Source organism: Niastella populi (assembly GCF_002078015.1).
Taxonomy (GTDB): domain Bacteria; phylum Bacteroidota; class Bacteroidia; order Chitinophagales; family Chitinophagaceae; genus Niastella; species Niastella populi.
The window spans coordinates 40,999-61,672 of sequence record NZ_LWBP01000188.1; the positions used below are offsets into that span (position 1 = coordinate 40,999).

Annotated in this window: 15 protein-coding genes; 12 read left to right on the plus strand and 3 right to left on the minus strand. The window is 45.6% G+C overall.

Features of this window, described 5'->3' with window-relative positions; all coding sequences use genetic code 11:
• Positions 1 to 127: 127 nt before the first annotated feature.
• On the minus strand, positions 128 to 1,093 hold the full coding sequence (locus tag A4R26_RS17050) for a hypothetical protein (protein WP_081165440.1): 966 nt from the start codon (positions 1,091 to 1,093) through the stop codon (positions 128 to 130).
• A gap of 191 nt (positions 1,094 to 1,284) precedes the next feature.
• Between A4R26_RS17050 and A4R26_RS17055 the strand changes: the two genes are divergently transcribed.
• From A4R26_RS17055 to A4R26_RS17065, 3 genes are all read left to right on the plus strand, one after another.
• Complete coding sequence (locus tag A4R26_RS17055) at positions 1,285 to 2,088, plus strand: hypothetical protein (RefSeq protein WP_081165443.1); 804 nt, start codon at positions 1,285 to 1,287, stop codon at positions 2,086 to 2,088.
• Positions 2,089 to 2,105: 17 nt separating this feature from the next.
• Positions 2,106 to 2,402: a hypothetical protein gene (locus A4R26_RS17060; RefSeq protein ID WP_081165446.1), complete on the plus strand. Its 297-nt coding sequence runs from the start codon at positions 2,106 to 2,108 to the stop codon at positions 2,400 to 2,402.
• 98 nt (positions 2,403 to 2,500) lie between these two features.
• On the plus strand, positions 2,501 to 2,998 hold the full coding sequence (locus tag A4R26_RS17065; protein WP_207625776.1) for a CAP domain-containing protein: 498 nt from the start codon (positions 2,501 to 2,503) through the stop codon (positions 2,996 to 2,998).
• Positions 2,999 to 3,091: 93 nt separating this feature from the next.
• On the opposite strand, the gene A4R26_RS17070 is transcribed toward A4R26_RS17065, so the two are convergent.
• The gene (locus A4R26_RS17070; protein WP_081165449.1) at positions 3,092 to 5,335 is read right to left on the minus strand and encodes an ATP-binding cassette domain-containing protein; all 2,244 of its coding nucleotides are present in this window, start codon (positions 5,333 to 5,335) and stop codon (positions 3,092 to 3,094) included.
• 337 nt (positions 5,336 to 5,672) lie between these two features.
• Here A4R26_RS17070 and A4R26_RS17075 point away from each other — a divergent pair, with 337 nt between their 5' ends.
• The 9 genes from A4R26_RS17075 to A4R26_RS17115 all read left to right on the plus strand — a co-directional run bounded on the left by A4R26_RS17075 (position 5,673) and on the right by A4R26_RS17115 (position 19,854).
• The gene (locus A4R26_RS17075; protein ID WP_081165452.1) at positions 5,673 to 6,221 is read left to right on the plus strand and encodes an RNA polymerase sigma factor; all 549 of its coding nucleotides are present in this window, start codon (positions 5,673 to 5,675) and stop codon (positions 6,219 to 6,221) included.
• A 90-nt stretch (positions 6,222 to 6,311) separates the two neighbouring features.
• Complete coding sequence (locus A4R26_RS17080; RefSeq protein ID WP_081165455.1) at positions 6,312 to 7,526, plus strand: FecR family protein; 1,215 nt, start codon at positions 6,312 to 6,314, stop codon at positions 7,524 to 7,526.
• 125 nt (positions 7,527 to 7,651) lie between these two features.
• The gene (locus tag A4R26_RS17085; protein ID WP_081165458.1) at positions 7,652 to 11,212 is read left to right on the plus strand and encodes a TonB-dependent receptor; all 3,561 of its coding nucleotides are present in this window, start codon (positions 7,652 to 7,654) and stop codon (positions 11,210 to 11,212) included.
• Between the two features lie 24 nt (positions 11,213 to 11,236).
• Entirely contained in the window at positions 11,237 to 12,988 is a 1,752-nt protein-coding gene (locus A4R26_RS17090; protein ID WP_081165461.1) for a RagB/SusD family nutrient uptake outer membrane protein, read from the plus strand.
• A 26-nt stretch (positions 12,989 to 13,014) separates the two neighbouring features.
• Positions 13,015 to 15,015 carry a phosphodiester glycosidase family protein gene (locus tag A4R26_RS17095; RefSeq protein WP_081165464.1) on the plus strand — a complete coding sequence of 667 codons (2,001 nt, stop codon included), beginning with the start codon at positions 13,015 to 13,017 and terminating at the stop codon, positions 15,013 to 15,015.
• 124 nt (positions 15,016 to 15,139) lie between these two features.
• Complete coding sequence (locus tag A4R26_RS17100; RefSeq protein WP_081165467.1) at positions 15,140 to 16,015, plus strand: endonuclease/exonuclease/phosphatase family protein; 876 nt, start codon at positions 15,140 to 15,142, stop codon at positions 16,013 to 16,015.
• Positions 16,016 to 16,020: 5 nt separating this feature from the next.
• On the plus strand, positions 16,021 to 17,250 hold the full coding sequence (locus tag A4R26_RS17105) for a YdcF family protein (RefSeq protein ID WP_081165470.1): 1,230 nt from the start codon (positions 16,021 to 16,023) through the stop codon (positions 17,248 to 17,250).
• A gap of 22 nt (positions 17,251 to 17,272) precedes the next feature.
• Positions 17,273 to 18,367 (plus strand): SGNH/GDSL hydrolase family protein, encoded by a 1,095-nt coding sequence (locus tag A4R26_RS17110; RefSeq protein ID WP_081165473.1) that lies wholly within the window; start codon positions 17,273 to 17,275, stop codon positions 18,365 to 18,367.
• Between the two features lie 317 nt (positions 18,368 to 18,684).
• Complete coding sequence (locus A4R26_RS17115; RefSeq protein WP_081165476.1) at positions 18,685 to 19,854, plus strand: M23 family metallopeptidase; 1,170 nt, start codon at positions 18,685 to 18,687, stop codon at positions 19,852 to 19,854.
• Positions 19,855 to 19,904: 50 nt separating this feature from the next.
• Here the strand turns inward: A4R26_RS17115 and A4R26_RS17120 are convergent, their stop codons facing one another.
• Positions 19,905 to 20,585: a TIGR02117 family protein gene (locus tag A4R26_RS17120; RefSeq protein ID WP_081165481.1), complete on the minus strand. Its 681-nt coding sequence runs from the start codon at positions 20,583 to 20,585 to the stop codon at positions 19,905 to 19,907.
• Positions 20,586 to 20,674: the final 89 nt, after the last annotated feature.

The following is a 20,674-nucleotide window of genomic DNA, read 5'->3' on the forward strand; positions in this document are numbered from 1 at the left end:
ATTGTGAAAACGGCCAATACTACTAACCGGCCCTTTTCTTCTGATAACAGATATTCAGTCTGGCCAACTTGAACTTGTCATGGCCATCTCCTGTCGGCGGATCCCATGCACGTTTCATGAATTTTTTTTACCGGTTTATCCGGCGCAGGCCGGTTTCGTTTTTTGGGCGTTTGAAAAAGCCGGTCCACACGAAGAAGGCGGCAAAACACCACATGAACAGGGCCACCACCAGGTTGCTATGGTCTGCGGTATAATTCACCGGCATCATATCATTCTCTTCGCTGTTGTAGTGCACCTTTAATGTATCGTTGGGTTTAAGCTTTTGATAATCTTCTTCTTCTATCGGTATTACTTTATGTTCATTTTGAAATTGAACGGTTGCATCGTAATAATAGAACCAGTTGCTCCTTTTTGACCGCGCATGGGAATTGGTTCCAAGCACGGTAACCGTTTCTTCCCGGCTATTGTTCTTTATTTTTTTATAGTACTGGTAATATTGCCAGCCATTGTATGTAAAATACAAAGCGCCAATAACGACAAGTCCGGCAACTATAAAACGGCTGGTACCCCGCAGCAGGGGTATCTGTATAACACTGGTTATCATTGCGGTCACTACCAGTATAAAAACTATAAATAAGGCCAGGCTGAGGAGCAGCCATTTTTGCCCGTCGCTCCACCGGCCGGTAATTGAGAACGAGATCAGCCGCGAGTGGCCGGCGGGTTTGTTAAAATGGATCTGTTTATTCGATTGCCGGAAAGCGTCGAGCGCCGGGTGGTATAATAAAGTTACCCGGTCGCCCTCATTGATCGAGCCGGAATCCTGCGTATAACGGGCGGTATATGAACGGTTATTGTAATTAAATGTAATATAAACATTGTTAGAAAACTGGTCGTACCAGGCCCGGTTTTGCCGGTCGGTAGCAGTTACCAGAACAGAAACGGGTTGTCCTGCTATTCTAAACTGTTGTACCTGTTTTTCATTCTGATATAAATACCAACTGCCCCAGGCAAGCATACCTGCAATGGCGGCAACCAGCAGCATCGTAACCAACCCAAGGAAATTCCTGACAGATGAAAAAATTCCTTTACGCATTCTTTTTTAATGACTAAAGATGCAACAACTCAAATTGTGAACCGATAGCTCAAATGGGGCAATTCAATATTGTGGTCGCATTTTTTTCAATATTTTTTGCGGAATTAACGTTGTAGTAATATTGTTTTTGTAGAACACTGTATACTCACAAAGTACGTATAGATAAATTCAGGCTGTTAAAAATCCAAACCATGACAAAAGTAGAAGGGCTGCATACCCTGGTAAGGACTTACTGTATAAATGCGATCGCATTCTGGAAAAAAGAGTACGCCGAAAAACGCACCGGTTCAGATTTCCCTGAATACACCTATTCCGATTCTGATTATAATTTATTTCCCCGCTATAATGCCGTCGACGCCATTTTAAAAGGCGTTGAATTGATCGTGCCCGGAGAATATAAGGATTTTAAAACCCTGAAAAGGGATATCATCGGGGCCGGACTGCAAAACGAAACGGCGTTTACCAGTAATCCCGATAACGAAATAGAAGAGAACGCGATACAGGACGAACGAAAAAAATTCAAGATGTACGTTGAGGCGTTAAAGGAAACGGATGTAAAGAATGTGCAGCCATTGCCGTTGCGCCGGAGGCTAAAAAGCGGTGAAAAGCTTACCGTTCGCCAGATGTTGCAGGAGGTGTGGGGGTACGACGGCGACTATTGGGAGCCGTTGGGTAAAAAAAGTCCCCGTGAAACGGTCTTTCTGCTTTCAAAATATATTACCGACAGCGACCGTTCTTTTATAAGGGAACTGCTCGCCCTGAAAGGCGTCAGGCATTTGTATGAAGTGAACGACACGGGCGACGATTATGAAACCGACATTGAAAGTTTCAGCGCATCTTATCACGATCACGAGGTTATGTATTTTGATGAAACATATAAATGGGCTATTTATGGCTCACATGAAGAAACGATTACATTTGGCGGCGATTGGCTGATAAACAGTATTAAAGAAAGGTTTAAAGACAGGCTGGAACTGCTTAACAGCTGGAATTAACCTAACTCCAATATCTCATGAATAAAGTAAAATTGAAATTTCTTGACCGGGCAATTGTACGCCCCGGTGGCTGGATGGTGTTTTCAAAAAGCGATGCCATAGAATTTATCGACGCCTGCAAAAAAGAGCATATCCCAATACTGGGCATCGATGGGTTTTATATAGATGAGGAACATGTTTTACCCGCTATGGCCAATAGTATAGACTATTCTGCAGGCGATACCGGTGACAATAAACATGAAGAAGCCATCAATTTTTTGTTAGACCAGGATGAGTCAATGTACTTTGAAATAGTTACTGCCGATGTTGCCTGACCTGCCGGTGATGAATGGGCATGTGCATAAATATTAATAATCCTTTAGATTTTTGTGGCTTGAAATTCGCAGTAAGTGCGGCGATCAACCGTATAAGTATGAAACATGTTGTGGCCCTTGCCCTTTTGTTCAGTTTAGTCGTAGATGCCAGTTCCGTTCATTCAAAAGTTGTGGTTAAAAAGCCATATACATTGGCGGCAGCGCCGGCCAGTAACAAAGGCATGGCTGATGAAATACTTAAATACATAAATGATTACCGCAGAAAAAAAGGTTTGCCCGCTTTATCGATGAACGCTTCCATAAACGCTGAAGCCCAACGGCACAGTGAAAATATGGCAGCGCGCCGCACCTCTTTTAGCCATAATGGATTTCAGGGACGCATAAAAAGAATTTCATCTTCGCTGAACGGCGGTATTGAAAATGCTGCGGAAAATGTAGCGATGGGTAGTACTTCGGCCCAGGATGTAGTGAACGGATGGTTAACAAGCTCCATGCATAAAAGGAATATCGAAGGCCATTACAATCTTACCGGTATTGGCGTTGCCGCCGACAAAAAAGGCGTTCTATATTTTACTCAGATCTTTGTTGCCAATTAGATCAGGAAGGTGAGCCGCTCAGAACGGGCGACCCACCTTTGGGAATTAAGTTCATTCAAATACCGGGGCAAGCCTCCTTTGCCCCGGGCAGATTCAATCTTTCAGATAAGCACTCGTAAGCGAGTGTGTTGCTTTTAAAAGATCTTTCGGCGTGCCTTCAAATAAAACCTGTCCGCCTTTATGCCCGCCTTCGGGCCCCATATCGATGATCCAGTCGGCGTTTTTGATAATACTTATATTATGTTCAATGATGATGACGGTATTGCCGGTATCAACCAGCCGGTTGATGATCGCCAGCAAATGCCCGATGTCTGACATATGCAGACCGGTGGTAGGTTCATCCATTACGTAAATGCTTCCTTTCTTATGCAGTTCACTGGCCAGTTTTATGCGCTGGCATTCACCGCCCGATAAGGTGCTCAGCGGCTGGCCAAGCGTAAGATAATTCAGCCCCACATCACTCATCGCCTGTAATTTTTTCTGTATTTCCTTTTGTTTAAAAAACTCAAGGGCATCCTGCACCGTTAAGTTCAACACATCGGCAATTGATTTACCGTTGAGCAGGTAAGCCAGCACTTCTTCTTTAAACCGTTTGCCTTCACAAATTTCGCACGGCGTTTTTATGCCGTCGAGAAAAGCCAGATCGGTATACACAACACCCGCACCCTGGCAGTTTTCACAGGCGCCCTGCGAGTTGAAGCTGAACAGGGAGGCGCTTACATTATTGGCCGCTGCAAATGCTTTTCTTACATCATCCATTATGCCGGTATAGGTGGCGGGGTTGGAACGGCTGGTGGTACCAACGGCAGACTGATCGATCACGATCGCTGCTTCGTGCTGTTTTAAGAATACCTGATGTATAAGCGAACTTTTTCCCGAACCGGCTACGCCGGTCACAACGGTGAGCACACCTTTCGGTATATCCACATTCACATGCTGCAGATTGTTTACTTTGGCTTTTTTAACAGGTAAAACGCCCGCCGGTTTTCTGAAGCTGTCTTTAATGGGAATGGTTTGTTTCATAAACCGGCCGGTAAGCGTTTGCGCTTTCAGCAGGTTGGTAAAACTTCCTTCAAAAACAATATGGCCGCCTTTGTTGCCTGCATGCGGGCCAACGTCCACAATATGGTCGGCGATCTTTATCACATCGGGGTCGTGCTCCACTACAATAACCGTATTACCTTTGTCGCGCAGCTTTTTCAGCAGATCGTTCAGGCGATGCACATCGCGCGGGTGCAAGCCAACGCTGGGCTCATCGAAAATGTACATTACATCTATAAGGCTGCTGCTAAGGTGCTTCACCATTTTTATACGCTGCGATTCCCCGCCCGATAAAGTGCTGGTTTCGCGGTCGAGGCTCAGGTAATCGAGACCGATATCAACCAGGTGTTGCAACCTTTCACGGAGTGTTTTTAACATGGGCGCGGCTACCGGGTCGGTAATGCTATTCAATGCATCGATGAGCTCGGTAATTTCCATGGCCGACAGCTCGGCGATATTTTTTTTATTGATCCTGCAGTTCAATGCCGCCTGGCTCAACCGGGCGCCCCTGCACAAAGGACAAGGGCCCATGCCTATATATGGCGCCACTTTCTTTTGTGTTCGTTCGGAAAGCGTTTTCAGATCGCGTTTAATATATGCTTTGGTGAATTTTTCAATGATGCCCATGTAAGTGACATTGATAATACCGCCGCCAAACTGCATCTTTATTTTTTGCGGTTTGCTGTGTAACAACAGGTCCATTTCTTCGGCGGTGTAATCGCGCAGTTTTTTATTTACATCGAAAAAGCCTGAGCTGGTATACATGGCAATTTCCCAGGATGCAAAAACCGGCACCTGCACGGCGCCTTCCTTTAGCGATTTATCCAGATCGAGAAATGATTCCGCTTTAACCCCCAGCTTTTTTCCCAACCCGCTGCACTCGGGGCACATACCCTGCGGATCGTTAAAAGAGAAAGCATTGGAATAACCAACATGCGGTTGCCCTACCCGTGAGTACAGCAGTCGCAGCACAGGCGCAATATCGGTTATAGTACCAACAGTGGAAGTTGATCCGCCACCCAGCCTTTTCTGATCTACCACAATGGCCATGCTTAAATTTTCGATGGCCTCTGCCTGTGGCGGCGCATACCTTGGCAGGAAGTTCCGAACAAACATGCTGAAGTTTTCGTACAACTGGCGCTGGGCTTCCGTAGCAATGGTATCAAATACTATGGAAGATTTTCCGGAACCGGATACCCCGGTAAAAATGGTGATCTTTCGTTTCGGGATCTGCAGGGAAACATTCCTGAGATTGTTCTCCCTTGCACCCCTGATTTCAATAAATTCCTGTTGCATGGTTTATATTGACTTCTATAAATGGTGTAACAATTATTCGGGCAGGGCTTAAAAGGAAAAAGGGGATGTAATTTCGGGAAAAATATTTTCCTGCACTTGTACGGAAACGACAAGTTATAAAAAAAAGGAGACCGGGGCGGAATTTGCCAGCCTGAAGGAATTTTTAAAGGAAAAGCCTTGCTATCAGCCTCGGCTTAAATTATTAAATCATTATCATCGCAGCAAGGCCTGCCACCGATTAGCATCTGCGGGTAAAAATTCGGAAATTTGATAAATAATCATAAATTCGAATCGACCAACTAATTGTACGGTGTTACATCCCTTGACAGATAATGGTATGCTACAGGCGATTGCGCAGGATGACGAACGCGCGTTCAGCAGCCTGTTCTATGAGTATCACCAGCAACTGGGTGGTTTTGTTTTCTCCGTTACCCGCTCGAAAGAACTCACCGAAGAGATCATTCAGGACGTTTTTGTAAAACTGTGGGAAAACCGCAAAGAATTACCTGCTATAAAAAATTTCAGCGCCTGGCTTTTTATTACTACCCGCAATCATACGCTGAATGCCATCAGAAAACTGGTGCAGGAAAGAGAAAAACAATCTGCGCTTGCCCATCATTACGCACAATCGGAAGAGAACGAACCGGTACCTGAAACCGATCCTTACGCCCTGCTCGACAATGCAGTAGATCAGTTGCCACAACAACAAAAGAAGGTTTACCTGTTGCGGCAGCAGGGGCTCAAAAATGCAGATGTAGCCTTTCAACTCGATCTCTCGGTTAACTCGGTAAAAAAATACCAGCAATGGGCTATGCAAACGATTGTGAAGCTCATCAAAGCAGGACCTTCCTCGGGGCTGATCATACTTTTTTCAAAATTTCTTTAATTTTTTTCTTTTTTCATATCTCCCTTTTTCTCCTTTTTGTGTCTTTAATTTATAAAAGCGTAGTGACCGGCACTACAAGAATCTTTTATCATGGCTAACTCAAGGCTCGATACGCTTATAGAACGCTTTCATAATAAAACGATCAGCGAAGCTGAACATGCAGAGCTCCTGAACCTGCTTGCTCAAAACGAGCATGCGCGTACAGCCCGTCAATTTTTCAGGGATGTGATGGAAAACCAGCCCGGTAATGCCCAATATTTTAAACAGTCAGATAGCGAGGCTTTGTTGGCAGCGGTACAATCGAAGATCGATATTACGAAACAACGGCCGGTAGTACGTATGTCGCCTTTTTGGAAATGGGCCGGTGTTGCAGCGGCCGCCTGTGTATTGATAATAGCCGGCGTATGGTTATTACAACCTGCTGCCACATCAACTGTGAAGCCGGTTGTTCAAAACAAAACGAGCGTTCCCGACCTGTTGCCCGGCAGGAAAAACAAGGCCGTGCTGATACTGGCCGATAATAAACAGATCGTTCTCGATTCAACCGGCACAGGCATGTTGAGTATGCAGGGAAACGCCGAAGTTAGAAAAAGCGGGAACGGGCAGATCATTTACGAAAGCGGCAACGGATTGAATACCTCAAACGAAACGGTATATAATATTCTCGAAGTTCCGAACGGCGGCGAATATGAACTCGTACTATCAGATGGCAGTAAAGTGTGGCTTAATTCCGCCTCAAGGATAAAATTTCCGGTTAATTTCTCAGGTAATACAAGAGATGTTGAATTGAGCGGAGAAGCCTACTTTGAAATTGCAAAAGACAGGGCGCGGCCATTCAAAGTACATTTTAAAACATCAACGGTAGAAGTGCTGGGTACGCACTTTAATGTGAATTCATACGACAACGAACCCGCGCAGGCAGTTACGTTGCTGGAAGGGTCGGTTAAAGTTGCCAGTTTGCAGGAAGCGGAAATAATAAAACCCGGGCAGCAGGCGGTGTTGGGTAATAAAAATAAAATGAAGATAAAACAGGTTGATGTGGAAGAGGCGGTTGCCTGGAAGAACGGCTATTTTATTTTCGTTGATGAAGATATCAAAAGCATTATGCGCAAGCTGGCGCGCTGGTACGATTTTACGCCGGAATACCTGGGTGATATTAGCGAAGAACAATTTGGGGGTATGATCTCCAAATTCAGGAATATTTCAGACGTACTAAAAATGTTTGAATCTACCGGTACCATTCATTTCAAAATAATTCCGGGGGATAGTTCAGGCAAAGGAAAGAAGATCATCATCACCAGGTAATTTAAACTAAACCTTCCTGTTGAATATTGGGCCGGCGGTGCTGTATGCATTGCCCGGGTAACTATTCGCTTTTCAAAAAACAAACCGGTAAAACTTTATTTATATAAATAACTAACTGAAGGTATATGATATTTTATACAGGTCATCAACGTATAAAAAAGCATCCCGTTTGCTGTAAACAAAAATTAATTGCAGGAATGGTTTGGGGTATGCTCATGCTGCAATTGCATACAACTGCATTTGCGCAAAAAATAACCATCAACGAGCGCAACAAACCATTGACAGATATTTTCAGGGAAATAAGACGGCAAAGCGGGCTCGATTTTGTTTACAATGTAAAAGCTGTGAAAAAAACAGGCAATATTTCAGTCAACATGACCAACGCCGACGTGTCTGCTGTTTTGAATGCCTGTTTGTCCGGCTCCAATCTTTCTTTCGAAATAAGCAATAAAGGCATCATTATAAAAGAGGCGGTTAAAAAAGCGGAAGAAAAGTCAAAAGAAAAGGAAACGCTGCCGCCGGTAAATATAAAAGGAAAAGTTACCGATAGCAAAGGAAGGCCGCTTGCGGGCGCCACAGTTAGGACCCGTCAATCGAATCGCACAACGGTGACGAACGAAAATGGTGAATTCGAGTTGACCAATATTGATGATAACGATGTAGTGATCATTTCATACACCGGTTATGTTACCAAAGAACTGCCGGCATCCAGCGCTTCATTTGCGGTGGCCCTTACTGAATTTATGCAGAACATGAGCGAGGTAGTGATAGTAGGGTATGGCACAACAAAAAAGCTCAACCTTACCGGCGCCGTTTCGCAGATTGGCGGTGAAGCCATCAACCAACGGCCTACTTCAAATGTCGTTAACTCATTACAGGGTTTGCTGCCGGGGTTGAACATCCAGTCGAATAATGGTAACCCCGGCGAAACCCCGGAGATAAATATTCGTGGTTTCAATTCCATCAATGGCGGTTCGCCGCTTGTGCTCATCGATGGAATACAGGGAAGCATCGACCGCCTTAATCCCATGGATGTGGAGAGCGTTACCGTGCTGAAAGATGCGGCGTCAGCAGCCATCTATGGCGCCCGTGGTGCATTTGGCGTAATCCTTATCACTACAAAAAAAGGAAAGGAAGGGAAAACACAGATCAATTACACCAATAACTTTGGCCAAACCCGGCCTACTAACCGCACCGACTTTATTTCGAACCCATATGATTACGGGAAAACCGTTGATGCCGCCTTGTATGGTTACAACGGAACAACCTATACCGGCTATACCGATGCCGACTATGAAAAATTACAAAAAGTGATCTCGGGTGAACTGGAGCCATTCAGGGAGCTGCAGCCCAACGGCAGTTATAAATTCTTTTACAACACAAACTGGTACGATTACCTGTTCAGGAAATGGCAGGCTTCCAGCAGTCACAACCTTTCGCTGTCGGGTGGTACGGAAAAAATGCAGGGTTATCTTTCCGCCAGGATCTATGAAACCCAAAGCATTCAGAACATCGATGATGCCAAACTCAAAAAGTACAATCTCAAAGGCAATCTGAAGTTTAAAGTGAATAATTGGATAGAGATCAGCAACAACACGCAGTTAAGCTCAGATGATCAGTTGGAATTTGCCGGCGCCAAATCGGGCTACGGTGGTTTGTGGAGCAACACCACCTGGTATTTTCTTTTTCCCTTTTATCCCACGGAGATCGATGGCAAACCGTTCGACTTTTTTGCCAGCGGTGCCCAGGGCGCCCTTCGCGACAGATCGAACTATATAAAATTGCATCGTGAGCAGCTGGTGAATACGATCAGTGGAAAGATCACACCATTTAAAGATCTGCAGTTCAATATCGACTACAGCAATACCATCAATCAACTGGCGCGCACCACACGGCTAAACCAGTTCTCTTACCTGAGCGGCGAAAAAGTGCTGCTGCAAACCGGTGGTGTAAACAGGTTGACGGAAGAACGCGATCGCAGTTATTACAATGCATTGAACATTTATGGTACGTATTCGAAAAGCCTGAAAGATCATAACCTGAAGTTGTTGTTAGGCTATAACCAGGAGGAAGTGACCTCTGACCAGGTTACCGGTGAACAGGGTAACCTGCTGGCCAACAATCTCGCCAGTCTTAACCTTGGTACCGATCTGTTACGCGCCACCGGTGAAGGCTACACCTGGGGTATACAGGGATTTTTTGGTAGGTTCAATTATGACTATAAGAGCCGCTACCTGCTTGAAGTGAATACCCGGTACGATGGTTCATCCAAATTCCCTGAGAATAGCCGCTGGGGCTTTTTCCCTTCCGTTTCAGCCGGCTGGTACATTAGCCGTGAAAAGTTTTATGAGCCGCTTAAAGAAATAATAAGTTCATTCAAGCTGAGGGCTTCGTATGGTAAACTAGGTAATCAGAATATCGCGGACAACACCTTCCGGCAGCTCCTGGCAACGGGTCAAACCAGTTGGTTGATCAACGGTGCAAAGGCAAATTTTGTAGGAGCTCCGTTACCCCTGCCTAAGGTAGTGAGCTGGGAAAATACCCGTACGGCCAATTTCGGGGCAGACCTGGGTTTCTTCAATGACCGCTTAACCGCATCGTTTGACTATTTCGAAAAAAATGTGGAGGACATGTACCTGCCGGGCGAACCCCTGCCTTCTGTGTTTGGCGCTAATGAACCCAGTGAAAATATCGGCAGTTTGCGTAACCGGGGTTTTGAGCTGAGTGTTGGCTATAATAACAACTTCCAGGTGTTTGGTAGTCCGCTCCGTTTTCGCGCAAGCGCCAGCGTTTACAACTTTGTAGGCGTTATTACCAAATATCCCAACCCCAATGGCTTAATGAACACCTATTGGGAAGGGCAGAAGCTGGGAACCATTTATGGTTACAAAATAGACGGACAATTTCAAAGCGATAAAGAAGCGAAGGATTACCAGAACAGTTTCATTAATCCCAGCACCAGTCTTGGCCAGGTATATAACTACGAGATCAACATTGTTCAAAATACCGAATGGAAAGGGTTGCGTGCCGGCGATGTCAAGTACCTCGATCTGAATAACGATGGCGCTATCAATAAAGGAAAGAACACACTCGACGATCATGGCGACTGGGCGCCTATAGGTAACGCCATGCCGCAGTGCCCGTTTGGATTTACCTTCAGCGCCGACTGGAAGAATTTCGATCTGTCGATAGCAGGAACCGGTGTGGCAAAACAGGATTGGTACCCCTCGGGCGATATCTATTGGGGGCCTTACGAACGGCCTTATTTATCGTTCATCAGAAAAGACCTGGTAAGCAGGGCCTGGACGCCTGAGCATCCAAAGAACAGGTATCCGCAAATTAACCGTGGTTATGCCGCCCTTAATTCCAGCGGCCTGCGTTCACTGGGCGAAACCAACGATTACTATCTAACCAATGTAGGGTTCCTGAGAATCAAGAACCTGACGATCGGTTATACATTATCAGAGCGGTTGACTAAACGTGCGCAGATCCAAAGATTGCGGGTATACTTCAGCGGGGAGAATATTTTAACCTGGAGCTTTGGCGGGTTAACCAGGTATCTCGATCCTGAAATGGCCGGCGCCGGTGTTAATTATTCAAACCCTAAAAGCGCCGTAACCCGGGGCAGGGCTGAGGACTATCCCATCGGAAAGATCTTTTCAGCCGGCGTCAACCTTACACTCTAATTCATGAACTCAAAAGAAATGGCAATGAAACGCATATTCATAATACCGGCAATAATTGCTGCACTTTATATAACCAGCTGTAACAAAAGCGATATTCTCGATAAAACATCGGTTGATAGTATCGATGCAGATAAATTCTTCAACACGGCTACCGACCTGCAGGCTTATACCAATGGATTTTATGAGATGCTGCCTACTACCATGGTATATACCGATGATGCCAACAGCGACAATATCATTCAGCTTACAGTAAGCGACCGCGTAAAAGGCGCGCGTATAGTGCCGGCTGCCAGCTCATCAACTGTTTGGTCATGGACCGATCTTCGGAAAATAAATTATTTCCTCGAACATTATGAGAAATGCCCCGATGAAGCTGCAAAGAAGAAGTACGGGGGCATCGCCCGGTTCTTCAGAGCTTTCTTCTATTACGACAAAATAAAAACCTATGGCGATGTACCCTTTTACAATAAGGTGCTCACGGCAAACGATCCCGACCTGTTCAAAGCCCGCGATTCGCGCAAACTGGTAATGGACTCGGTGCTCGCTGATATTAATTATGCGGTAGCGAATATTCCAAAGGAAGTGCAACTGAACCAGATCACAAAGTATACGGCACTATTACTAAAGGCACGTATTTGTTTGTTTGAAGGAGCCTTTAGAAAATACCACGCACTGGGCGACCATGATAAATTTTTGGAAGAAGCCGCTACTGCAGCCAATGAGTTGATAACTTCCGGTGCGTATAAGCTGTTCACCACCGGCGGTGTAAATGCATCGTACCGCGAATTGTTTGCCCGCAACGACCAGGATGCCACCGAAACGATCCTGGCACGGGACTTTAGCGCTACGTTTACCCGTCACGGGCTGAGTTACCTGATGGTAGCGCCTACTGCCGGCGTATATGGTATTCCGAAAGACATGATCGACAGCTATCTGATGAAGGACGGCAGCCGGTTTACCGACCAGCCGGATTATCAAACAAAAGGTTTTTATGAAGAAATGCAGAACCGCGATCCGCGTTTGACACAAACCACACCTGGTCCGGATTTCACGGCCTATAAAGAAACAACCCGCGAGCCGGTCAACCTTGGCATTACCACCACCGGTTACCGGGTGATAAAAGCGCTGGCCACCCGCGACCAGTGGGGAGCATCCAATTCTTACAACGACATTATCATCTTCAGGTATGCCGAAGCATTGCTGATAATGGCCGAAGCAAAGGCAGAGCTGGGAACACTCACGCAAACCGATTTGGATAAAACCATAAACTTACTGCGTGCAAGAGCCGGTATGCCCAACCTGAACCTGGCGGTGGCAAACAGCAATCCTGATCCATACCTCGAATCATGGTATCCCAACATCAAACTTGGTAATGCTGCCAATAAAGGGGTGCTGCTGGAGATCAGGCGCGAACGGCGTATAGAAATGTTCAACGAAGGATTGCGCTGGGATGACCTCATGCGCTGGAAAGAAGGATTGAAACTCGAAAAGCCAATGGTGGGTATGTATTTCCCGGGACTGGGCGCTTTTGATTTCAATAATGATGGAAAGGCCGATGTGTTTTTACATGCGGGCAATGCCAGTGGCGCTCCGGCTGGTACAACCAGTATCATTAATGTCAATCAAAAGCGTTTAAGCAATACTACATCGGGCAACTTTAATCCGTTGTACAGCACCCCACGCAAATTCAGGGAAGAGCGCGATTATTATTACCCGCTGCCGACAGAAGATTTAACCCTTAACACTAATCTGAAGCAGAATCCTTACTGGGATTAATTCCTTAACCATATTACTTATTTACTATGAGAAAAACTATCTCGCTGGGCATGCTATGCACTATGGCGTGGGCTAACGGCATGTGTCAATACACGCTTGACTCTACCCGCCGGATGTCGCCGGGCGTTGTTTATAAACATTACTCAACCGCATCCCCGTTAAGACGTTTCCATGTAATGGAGATCGATCTTGGCGAACCCACCATACAATTGCAGGCGGTAAAATCAGGCGGAGTAATAGATGCGCTGCCCGAAGAGTTACCGGTTATGTACAGTGCGCATGATCATTTTCGTCAGCACGATGTAACGGCTGCTATCAATTCTGATTTCTTTACCAGCAACCGTACCAAAAAAAATCCCAGACATATGATGATCGGCGATGGCGAGATCCTGTGGGATACCACGCTTAACCGCCACGTGTTTGGCATTACAGAGAACAGAGTTCCCTTTATTACAAAACCCAAAGAAAGTTACAGTGTTACCGCCGGCGCAACAACCCGTACCCTCACCCGCATAAACCGGTGGTATGGCCTCAGCGATCAATTGATCATGTATAACCGGTTCAGAGGTACATCGGCCCCGGTACCATCAGGGGGTGCTGGTATAAAAATAGAACCTGTAATTCCGCACGGCTGGAAAGCCAATGCAACCGTTCAGTGTAAGGTACTGGCAAAATATGCCTCCGGACAAATGCCGTACGACTCGGGGCAGGCTGTACTGTTTGGAACGGGTACCGCAAAAACATTTCTCGATGCGATCAACGTAAACGATGTGATTTCCCTGAACCTGCAGGTAGATTCAACCGGCATAACCAATATAAAACAACTTTCCGGCGGCTGGACCCGGCTGGTTAAAGATGGCGTTAATTATACCAACACAAGCCTGGGTGAAGAAGGCGGCGCGGTACCGGACAGTCTTGCGCCAAGGACGGCTATTGGCTATAACCAGTCAAAATCAAAAATATATTTTGTGGTTGTAGATGGAAGGCAGCCCACCAGGAGCGTTGGTATTAAGCTGGTTGACCTTGGCAGTTTCATGTTGTTCCTTGGTTGTTACCAGGCATTGAACTTCGACGGCGGCGGTTCCTCCACCATGATGGGGAATGACATGTTGAAGAATATTCCATCCGACGCCAGTGGGGCGAGGGATATTCCAAGTTGCCTGCTGGCTTATCTTTCAAGCATTACCCTCGACAATTTTGAAAACGGTGTAGGGCATTTCAACCGCCCGCCGACGTATAGCAACATAACCGTAGGCATATCTGCCAGTTCAGTTGTTGAAACAGCCAAAACCTGCCACAGCGGTTACGGGTCGCTTATTCTTAAACTATACGACAACACTTCGGTGACCACACCGTGGAAAGTTCGCATCTTATCGGGCAGCGGCGATATTACAAAGAACCGCTACTTCGATAACACCGGTACGTTCAGCTTCTATATGCGCACTTCAACGGCAAATACCGGCGCCAAAGTGCGGCTTTGGCTGAATGATACCGATGGAATAGAATTATCGCCACAGCTCGATGTGATCAATGACGGGCAATGGCACAAATATGTATGGGACCTTGCGAACTATAACGGAACAACGTTCGATACAGGTAACGGTACACTTGAAAGCAGTGGCATTCGTTTAAATTCAATTGAATTCACGCAGCCCAATACGTCCAACACCTGGTTTGTTTTTATCGATGACATTATGGTTGATTTAAACGGTACGGCAGGCGCCCGCCTGGTAGCAGGTCCCAATGCTGCGGTGCCTTCCGCCACAACTGATATGATACAGAAAAAAGAAGCCAGGGTAATAGTTTATCCCAACCCCGGTAATGGCGTTTTTACCATTGATTTCAAGCAGCATCAGGTAAACGATTTTACCCTGAAGGTGCTCGATACTTACGGAAAAAAATTAACTGAAAAAAAGTATACCGGTGGAAAACAAAAGATCGATCTGGGATATCTGCCTAAAGGTGCTTACATTCTTTATGTAAATTCAAAACCGGTGAATGAATCGTTGAAAATTGTGATCAAATAAACAGGTCAATGGTCAATATTGAATGGTCAATTTTGCCTGATACGCGAGGCTAAAAACTTAATCAGGAATTCAAATTGCGAACCCTGTTCACCAGTGACCATTTACCATTGACCCCAAAGTAACTATGATGAAAATGTTGAAAAGCGCCTTTTTTTTTCTGTTGCTGTTTTTCTTTGCCCTGGTACCGGCCTTTTCGCAAAACAACCGGTTGCGTGCAATAACGTATAATATTTATGAAGGCATGCGTCTTGACACTTCAGCCGGCAAACCCGGTTTTGTTCAATGGGTGAAACAAATGGATCCCGATGTACTGGCCCTGCAGGAAGTAACGGGTTTTACCCAGGTTTCACTGGAGAAACTGGCCGAGTCGTACGGACATCCGTATGCCGTATTGCTGATAGAAGGCGAGAAATTCCCGGTGGCCATCACCAGTAAATACCCCATTGTAAATGTGCAAAAGGTAAGCGACAATATGGATCGCGGTTTTATAATTGCGAGGGTGAAAGATCTCAATGTGGTATCATTGCACTTTACACCGTTCGATTACCGTAAACGCCGGCAGGAAGTGGATCTGTTACTGGCGCACATAAACGCACAATCTTCAAAGCAACGATGGCTGATCATGGGTGATTTCAATACCCTGTCGCCCGCCGATTCAGCCAATTACAGTGATGGGCGTATGATAGAGAATTACCTGAAGTATGAAAAGAAATACGCACCCCGGAAAAAACTTGTTGACAACAAGCTCGATTATACGGTAATTGAAAAAGTACTGGTGGGCGGTTTTACCGATGCACTGAAAAGTATGACGCCTGAATTTGTAAAAACGGTGCACCCAAAACGGTTTGAACCAAAAAGCGGGACCGATGTAAGTTCGAGGATCGATTTTATCTTTGTGAGCAAAGATCTTGTAAAGAAGATCGTGGCTGCAAAGGTGATTGCGGATGACTTTACAAACAATTACTCAGACCATTACCCCGTTTTGCTTGATCTGAAATAAAGAAAATGAAATACCAATTTTTAAAATTCTTTTGCTGCTGCCTTGTTTTGGTGATTGGAACAGCCAATGCCATGGCTTTATCTGACAAAGACAGGTTACTGCTGCAAAAGAATTTCCCTTTTTTGTATATGCTTGAAACGCCTTTAAAAAAGTTAAACCCACAGCCTATGGTTTTTATAACCGCGCGTGCCAGGCTGGAACATGATGCTATGGATGCGATAAAGAATTGTAAATCGGGCGCCTGTTACAGCCGTACTTTACAATTTACCGATGCGGAAATAACATCCATTGGCAACGAACTGGTGCACCTGGTATTAACGGAGGCATCCATCAGGGGATTGATCCGTACTTTGAAAATAAACGGGCTCTATCCTTTATTCATACAGGAACCGGATACAGCCTATGTTCGTAAACTATGGCAAACCGAAACACGCGGAATAGCTTATATCCTGAACACATACATTGGTGGGCAAAAGCCGTTGTACCCGAAGATCGATTCAATTAGTTTTGATAAAGATGATCTCCATTTCACGGCCAACGTAGGTGTCAGTGTCGAAAAAGTACTGGACAATAAATTCAAAACACGGCCTTTTTTTAATGTACCACTACAGTTGGCATTAAAAGCGCTTTTGCTGAACGGGCGCGATGAGGCGGTTCGTTATGAACCCATGTACCTGAAAGAAAATAAGGCTGCATTGAACCTTACAAAAAAAGTGCGGTGGGATCATTATCCATATAGTGTGATTATGGTACCCGGTCTTGGTCCCGAGCAAGCGAATGTAAGCCTTGATCCCAATGGCGCCAGACGCTGTGATAGCGCGGCAGTGCGATACCGTGAAAGAAAAGCGCCGTTCATTGTTGTGTCCGGTGGCCATGTTCACCCATATAAAACGCCTTATTGCGAAGCGGTTGAAATGAAAAAATATATGGTTGAGAAACTGAAAATTCCCGCCGCCGCAATAATTATTGAACCGCATGCCAGGCATACCACTACAAACCTTCGAAACACCAATCGCCTGATCTTCCTGTATGGAATTCCAAAAAATAAACCGGTACTCATCGTAACCGATGCGGCGCAGAATAACTATATTAACGGTGGCATGAAAAATAAGGTAATAAAGGAACTGGGATACATGCCGTTCAACATTATTAAAAAAATAAGTGGTACGGAAACGGAGTATGTGCCTTCCCCCGATTCATGGCAACCCAATTCGCTTGATCCGCTCGATCCATAAGAAATGCTTATAAATCTAAACAATGAGAACTCCTTCTGCCAGATTGTTGCTAACCGCCGCGTTCCTGCTGATGCGGCAGGTTATGTATTCACAAGACAGCATCAGATACATTGATGCCGCAACCCTATTGCTTACCGGTAAGGCAAAAACAACAGATTCGATCTACCGGCGGGTAGATAGCGTTGACGCTAAAGGTTTTCCCCCGGCTGTTAAAAACCTTGCCAAACAAAGCGCCGGTATTGCTGTGCTGTTCGAAACAAATTCAAACATCATTCGTGCAAAATGGACATTACCTGCTGAAGTGTACATGCACAATATGACGCCGATTGCGCACAGCGGTCTCGATCTGTATTGTTTCCAAAACGGCAAATGGCAATTTGTAAGTGTTGCCAAACCGGCAAAAGGTACCAGCCAAAACCAACTGATCGTTCAGCATATGGATGGCAGCATGAAACAGTTCATGTTATACCTCCCCCTGTACAATGGCATCAGTCAATTACAGATCGGCGTACAAAAAGATGCGGTGATCAATAAACCGGCACAGCCTGCCATCAATAAAACAAAACGGATCGTAGTGTATGGGTCAAGTGTGGTGCAGGGCGCATCGGCCGGCCGGCCTGGGATGGCCTATCCGGCAATACTGCAACGCAGAACCGGTTATGATGTAATTAACCTTGGGTTTAGCGGCAGTGCAAAAATGGAACCGGAACTGGCAGCATACATAGCCACTGTACAAGCGGACTGTTATGTATTGGACTGTATACCCAATCCTTCGCCCGAGCAGATCAGGGACCGCTCACATTATTTTATTAAATACATTCGCGGGCTTCGGCCCAACACGCCTATTGTATTGGTTGAGACGGTGTTCAGGCAGAATGGCCTCTTTGATCAACAGGTAGGTACAACGGTAAGAAGGCAAAATGAAGAGATCAAAAAAACATATGAGCGATTGAAGCAGGAAGGTGTTAAGAATATCTTTTATATAGAAAGCGATAAACTCATCGGTAATGATCATGAAGCAACCATCGATGGTATACATTTAACCGATCTTGGTTTTATGCGCATTGCTGATGCAATTCTTCCGGTAATAAAGAAAGCGATGAATGAAAAGAAGTAACTAACAGCGATCAGTACATGTGGTACATAAAGAAAAGGTGGATATACATTTATCCACCTTTTTTATTTCTGGCATGCAAATAGAATTCTTCTACCTATATTACGTGTACCCCTCACAATTCACTCATTGCCTTTAATCCCTGCAATATTTTACGTGCGCATTTTAATCGCCTGCCCTAACGTTCGCCCCTGAATGCAGAATAACGCATAAGCGTTTTTAATGCTGCATGTATGCACTGTGTTATCCGGTTGCATACATACGGCCAGGCGGCTATTTGTACAGGCTAAACAATTATTTCATAAACTAAAACCTTTTCAATGAGAAAAAATCATGTATTGATTGTCATGCTGGTGCTTTTCATGGCATCCTGTAGCAAAAACAACGACCAGCAACCGAAAAATGACCCCGTAAAGGAACAACACAACAGCGAACAGGTACCTGATGATCCAAAGGAGGAAACCTCGGGTGCTGCTAAGATCGATGTGTACCCTGTAAGAGGGTTGCACAATACGGGTTATGACCGTTCGCTCGATGGCGGCAGCCGCGCTTCGTGGAATTGCAATCGAGGTTCTTCAAACAGCGATTTCGTTGCCGGCGATCACCTCGGAATTGATATCTGGGCGGCCGAAGGTACGCCTGTTGCTGCAACGGTTGGCGGTACACTTACCCTCACCGGCTGGTCAGATTATTCAGGAAATAAAGTGACTATCAAAACTTCCACAGGCTGGTATCATTTCTTTTGCCACCTGAAATCCATAGCCTCCGGTATGGTAAATGGAAAAGTGGTAAAGGCCGGCGATATTATCGGGTATGTGGGTAAAACAGGTACGGCATCGAACGGCGTCGTACACCTGCATTACTCGTTGTATCCCGATGGGGTTTATAATAATGCCATCAATCCATGGTCATTATTATATGCAAAGGAGTTGAACGTATGTTCAACCACGCCAACACCCACCATTAAAGTGCTCGATGATTTTGCAAACGGGGTAGGCCACTTCAATACTTCGCCTACATACAGCGGAAGTACTACAGGTATTGCCGCTTCATCGACGGCCACGCATTATGTTAGCGGTTCAAGCACGCACCTGTTGCTTACGTTGAACGACAATACGAGTGTAACAACGCCCTGGAAGGTAAGGATGCTGTCGGCAGAAGGCACACCTGCCGGTAATACTTCATTTTCGAAGAATGGCATCGTCAAATTGTGGTTAAAGACCGCCAATGCGGCCAGTGGCAGTACGGTGCAGATCTATGTCGATGACAGCGATGGAACGGAAGGTTCGGCTACGCTCAATGTGATCAATGACGGCGCATGGCACGGCTATATTTTCGATCTTACCACCTGGAACGGTGTAAATGTAAGCGGTGGCAACGGTGTACTGAATGCATCGACACTAACGCTCGATGCCATTGTTCTGAACTCGCCTAACCGGTCGGGTACCTGGACGGCCTATATAGATGATGTAGAGTGGCAGTCAAAATAAGTGTAAGCGTTCAATAGATGTGCCACCCTTTCAAAGTGTGGCACGTCTATTTACTTCTGCCCATACTGATACCGGATACCCGTTGAAAAAGGCGTCCACCAGCAGGCCTTTTGACCGCAGGCTTTCAGCGCATTATTGGCCCAGGTATTACAGGTATGGAATAAGCTGTACCGGCCTTTGGCTTCGTAGAACGCATCGTTATTGCCATATGGTTTTGCATAACTGATGGCAATAGGCGCCCCCGCGTTATTCAATTGCATGCTTTTTTCAATAAAGCTGATCAGCCGCTGGTATTGTTCAGCAGAGATCACCAGTTTTACGCAATTCTTTCCTTCTTTAGGTGTTTTGTAGTAAGTGGTATGAACGGCCGAAGAGCCTAGCCAGAAGGCGGCTTTGAATGCAGTACTTGCTTTCAGGTCGTTCCAGGTGGGCGTTTCGAGGTAAAAACCTTTATCGCCCCAGCCAAAGGCAATGTAGTTAAATGCGGTATCGGCGGTGCGGGTATGTTTGTATAAAATGCTTTTGCTCCAGTCTTTGAGGTTAGATTTTACAGGTAAAAGAATATCGGTATGAACACTGCTGCTTTTGATGTAGATGGTGACCTGGCGGGCTGCGTTTTTTTCTGCGGATACGGTTAAACGCGATAGTACCCACGCGCAGCTTAGGTATACAAGGATGAGTGCTACAAAGGTTAAGATGGAATAACCAGTGTATTTCAGGAACTTTCTCATGGGTGGAAAGGTTATTGATCTTTTCTTTATTCCAAAAACCACATGAAAGTAACCTATTTTTTGAAGAAAAAATGCCTTGTCAGTTGTTA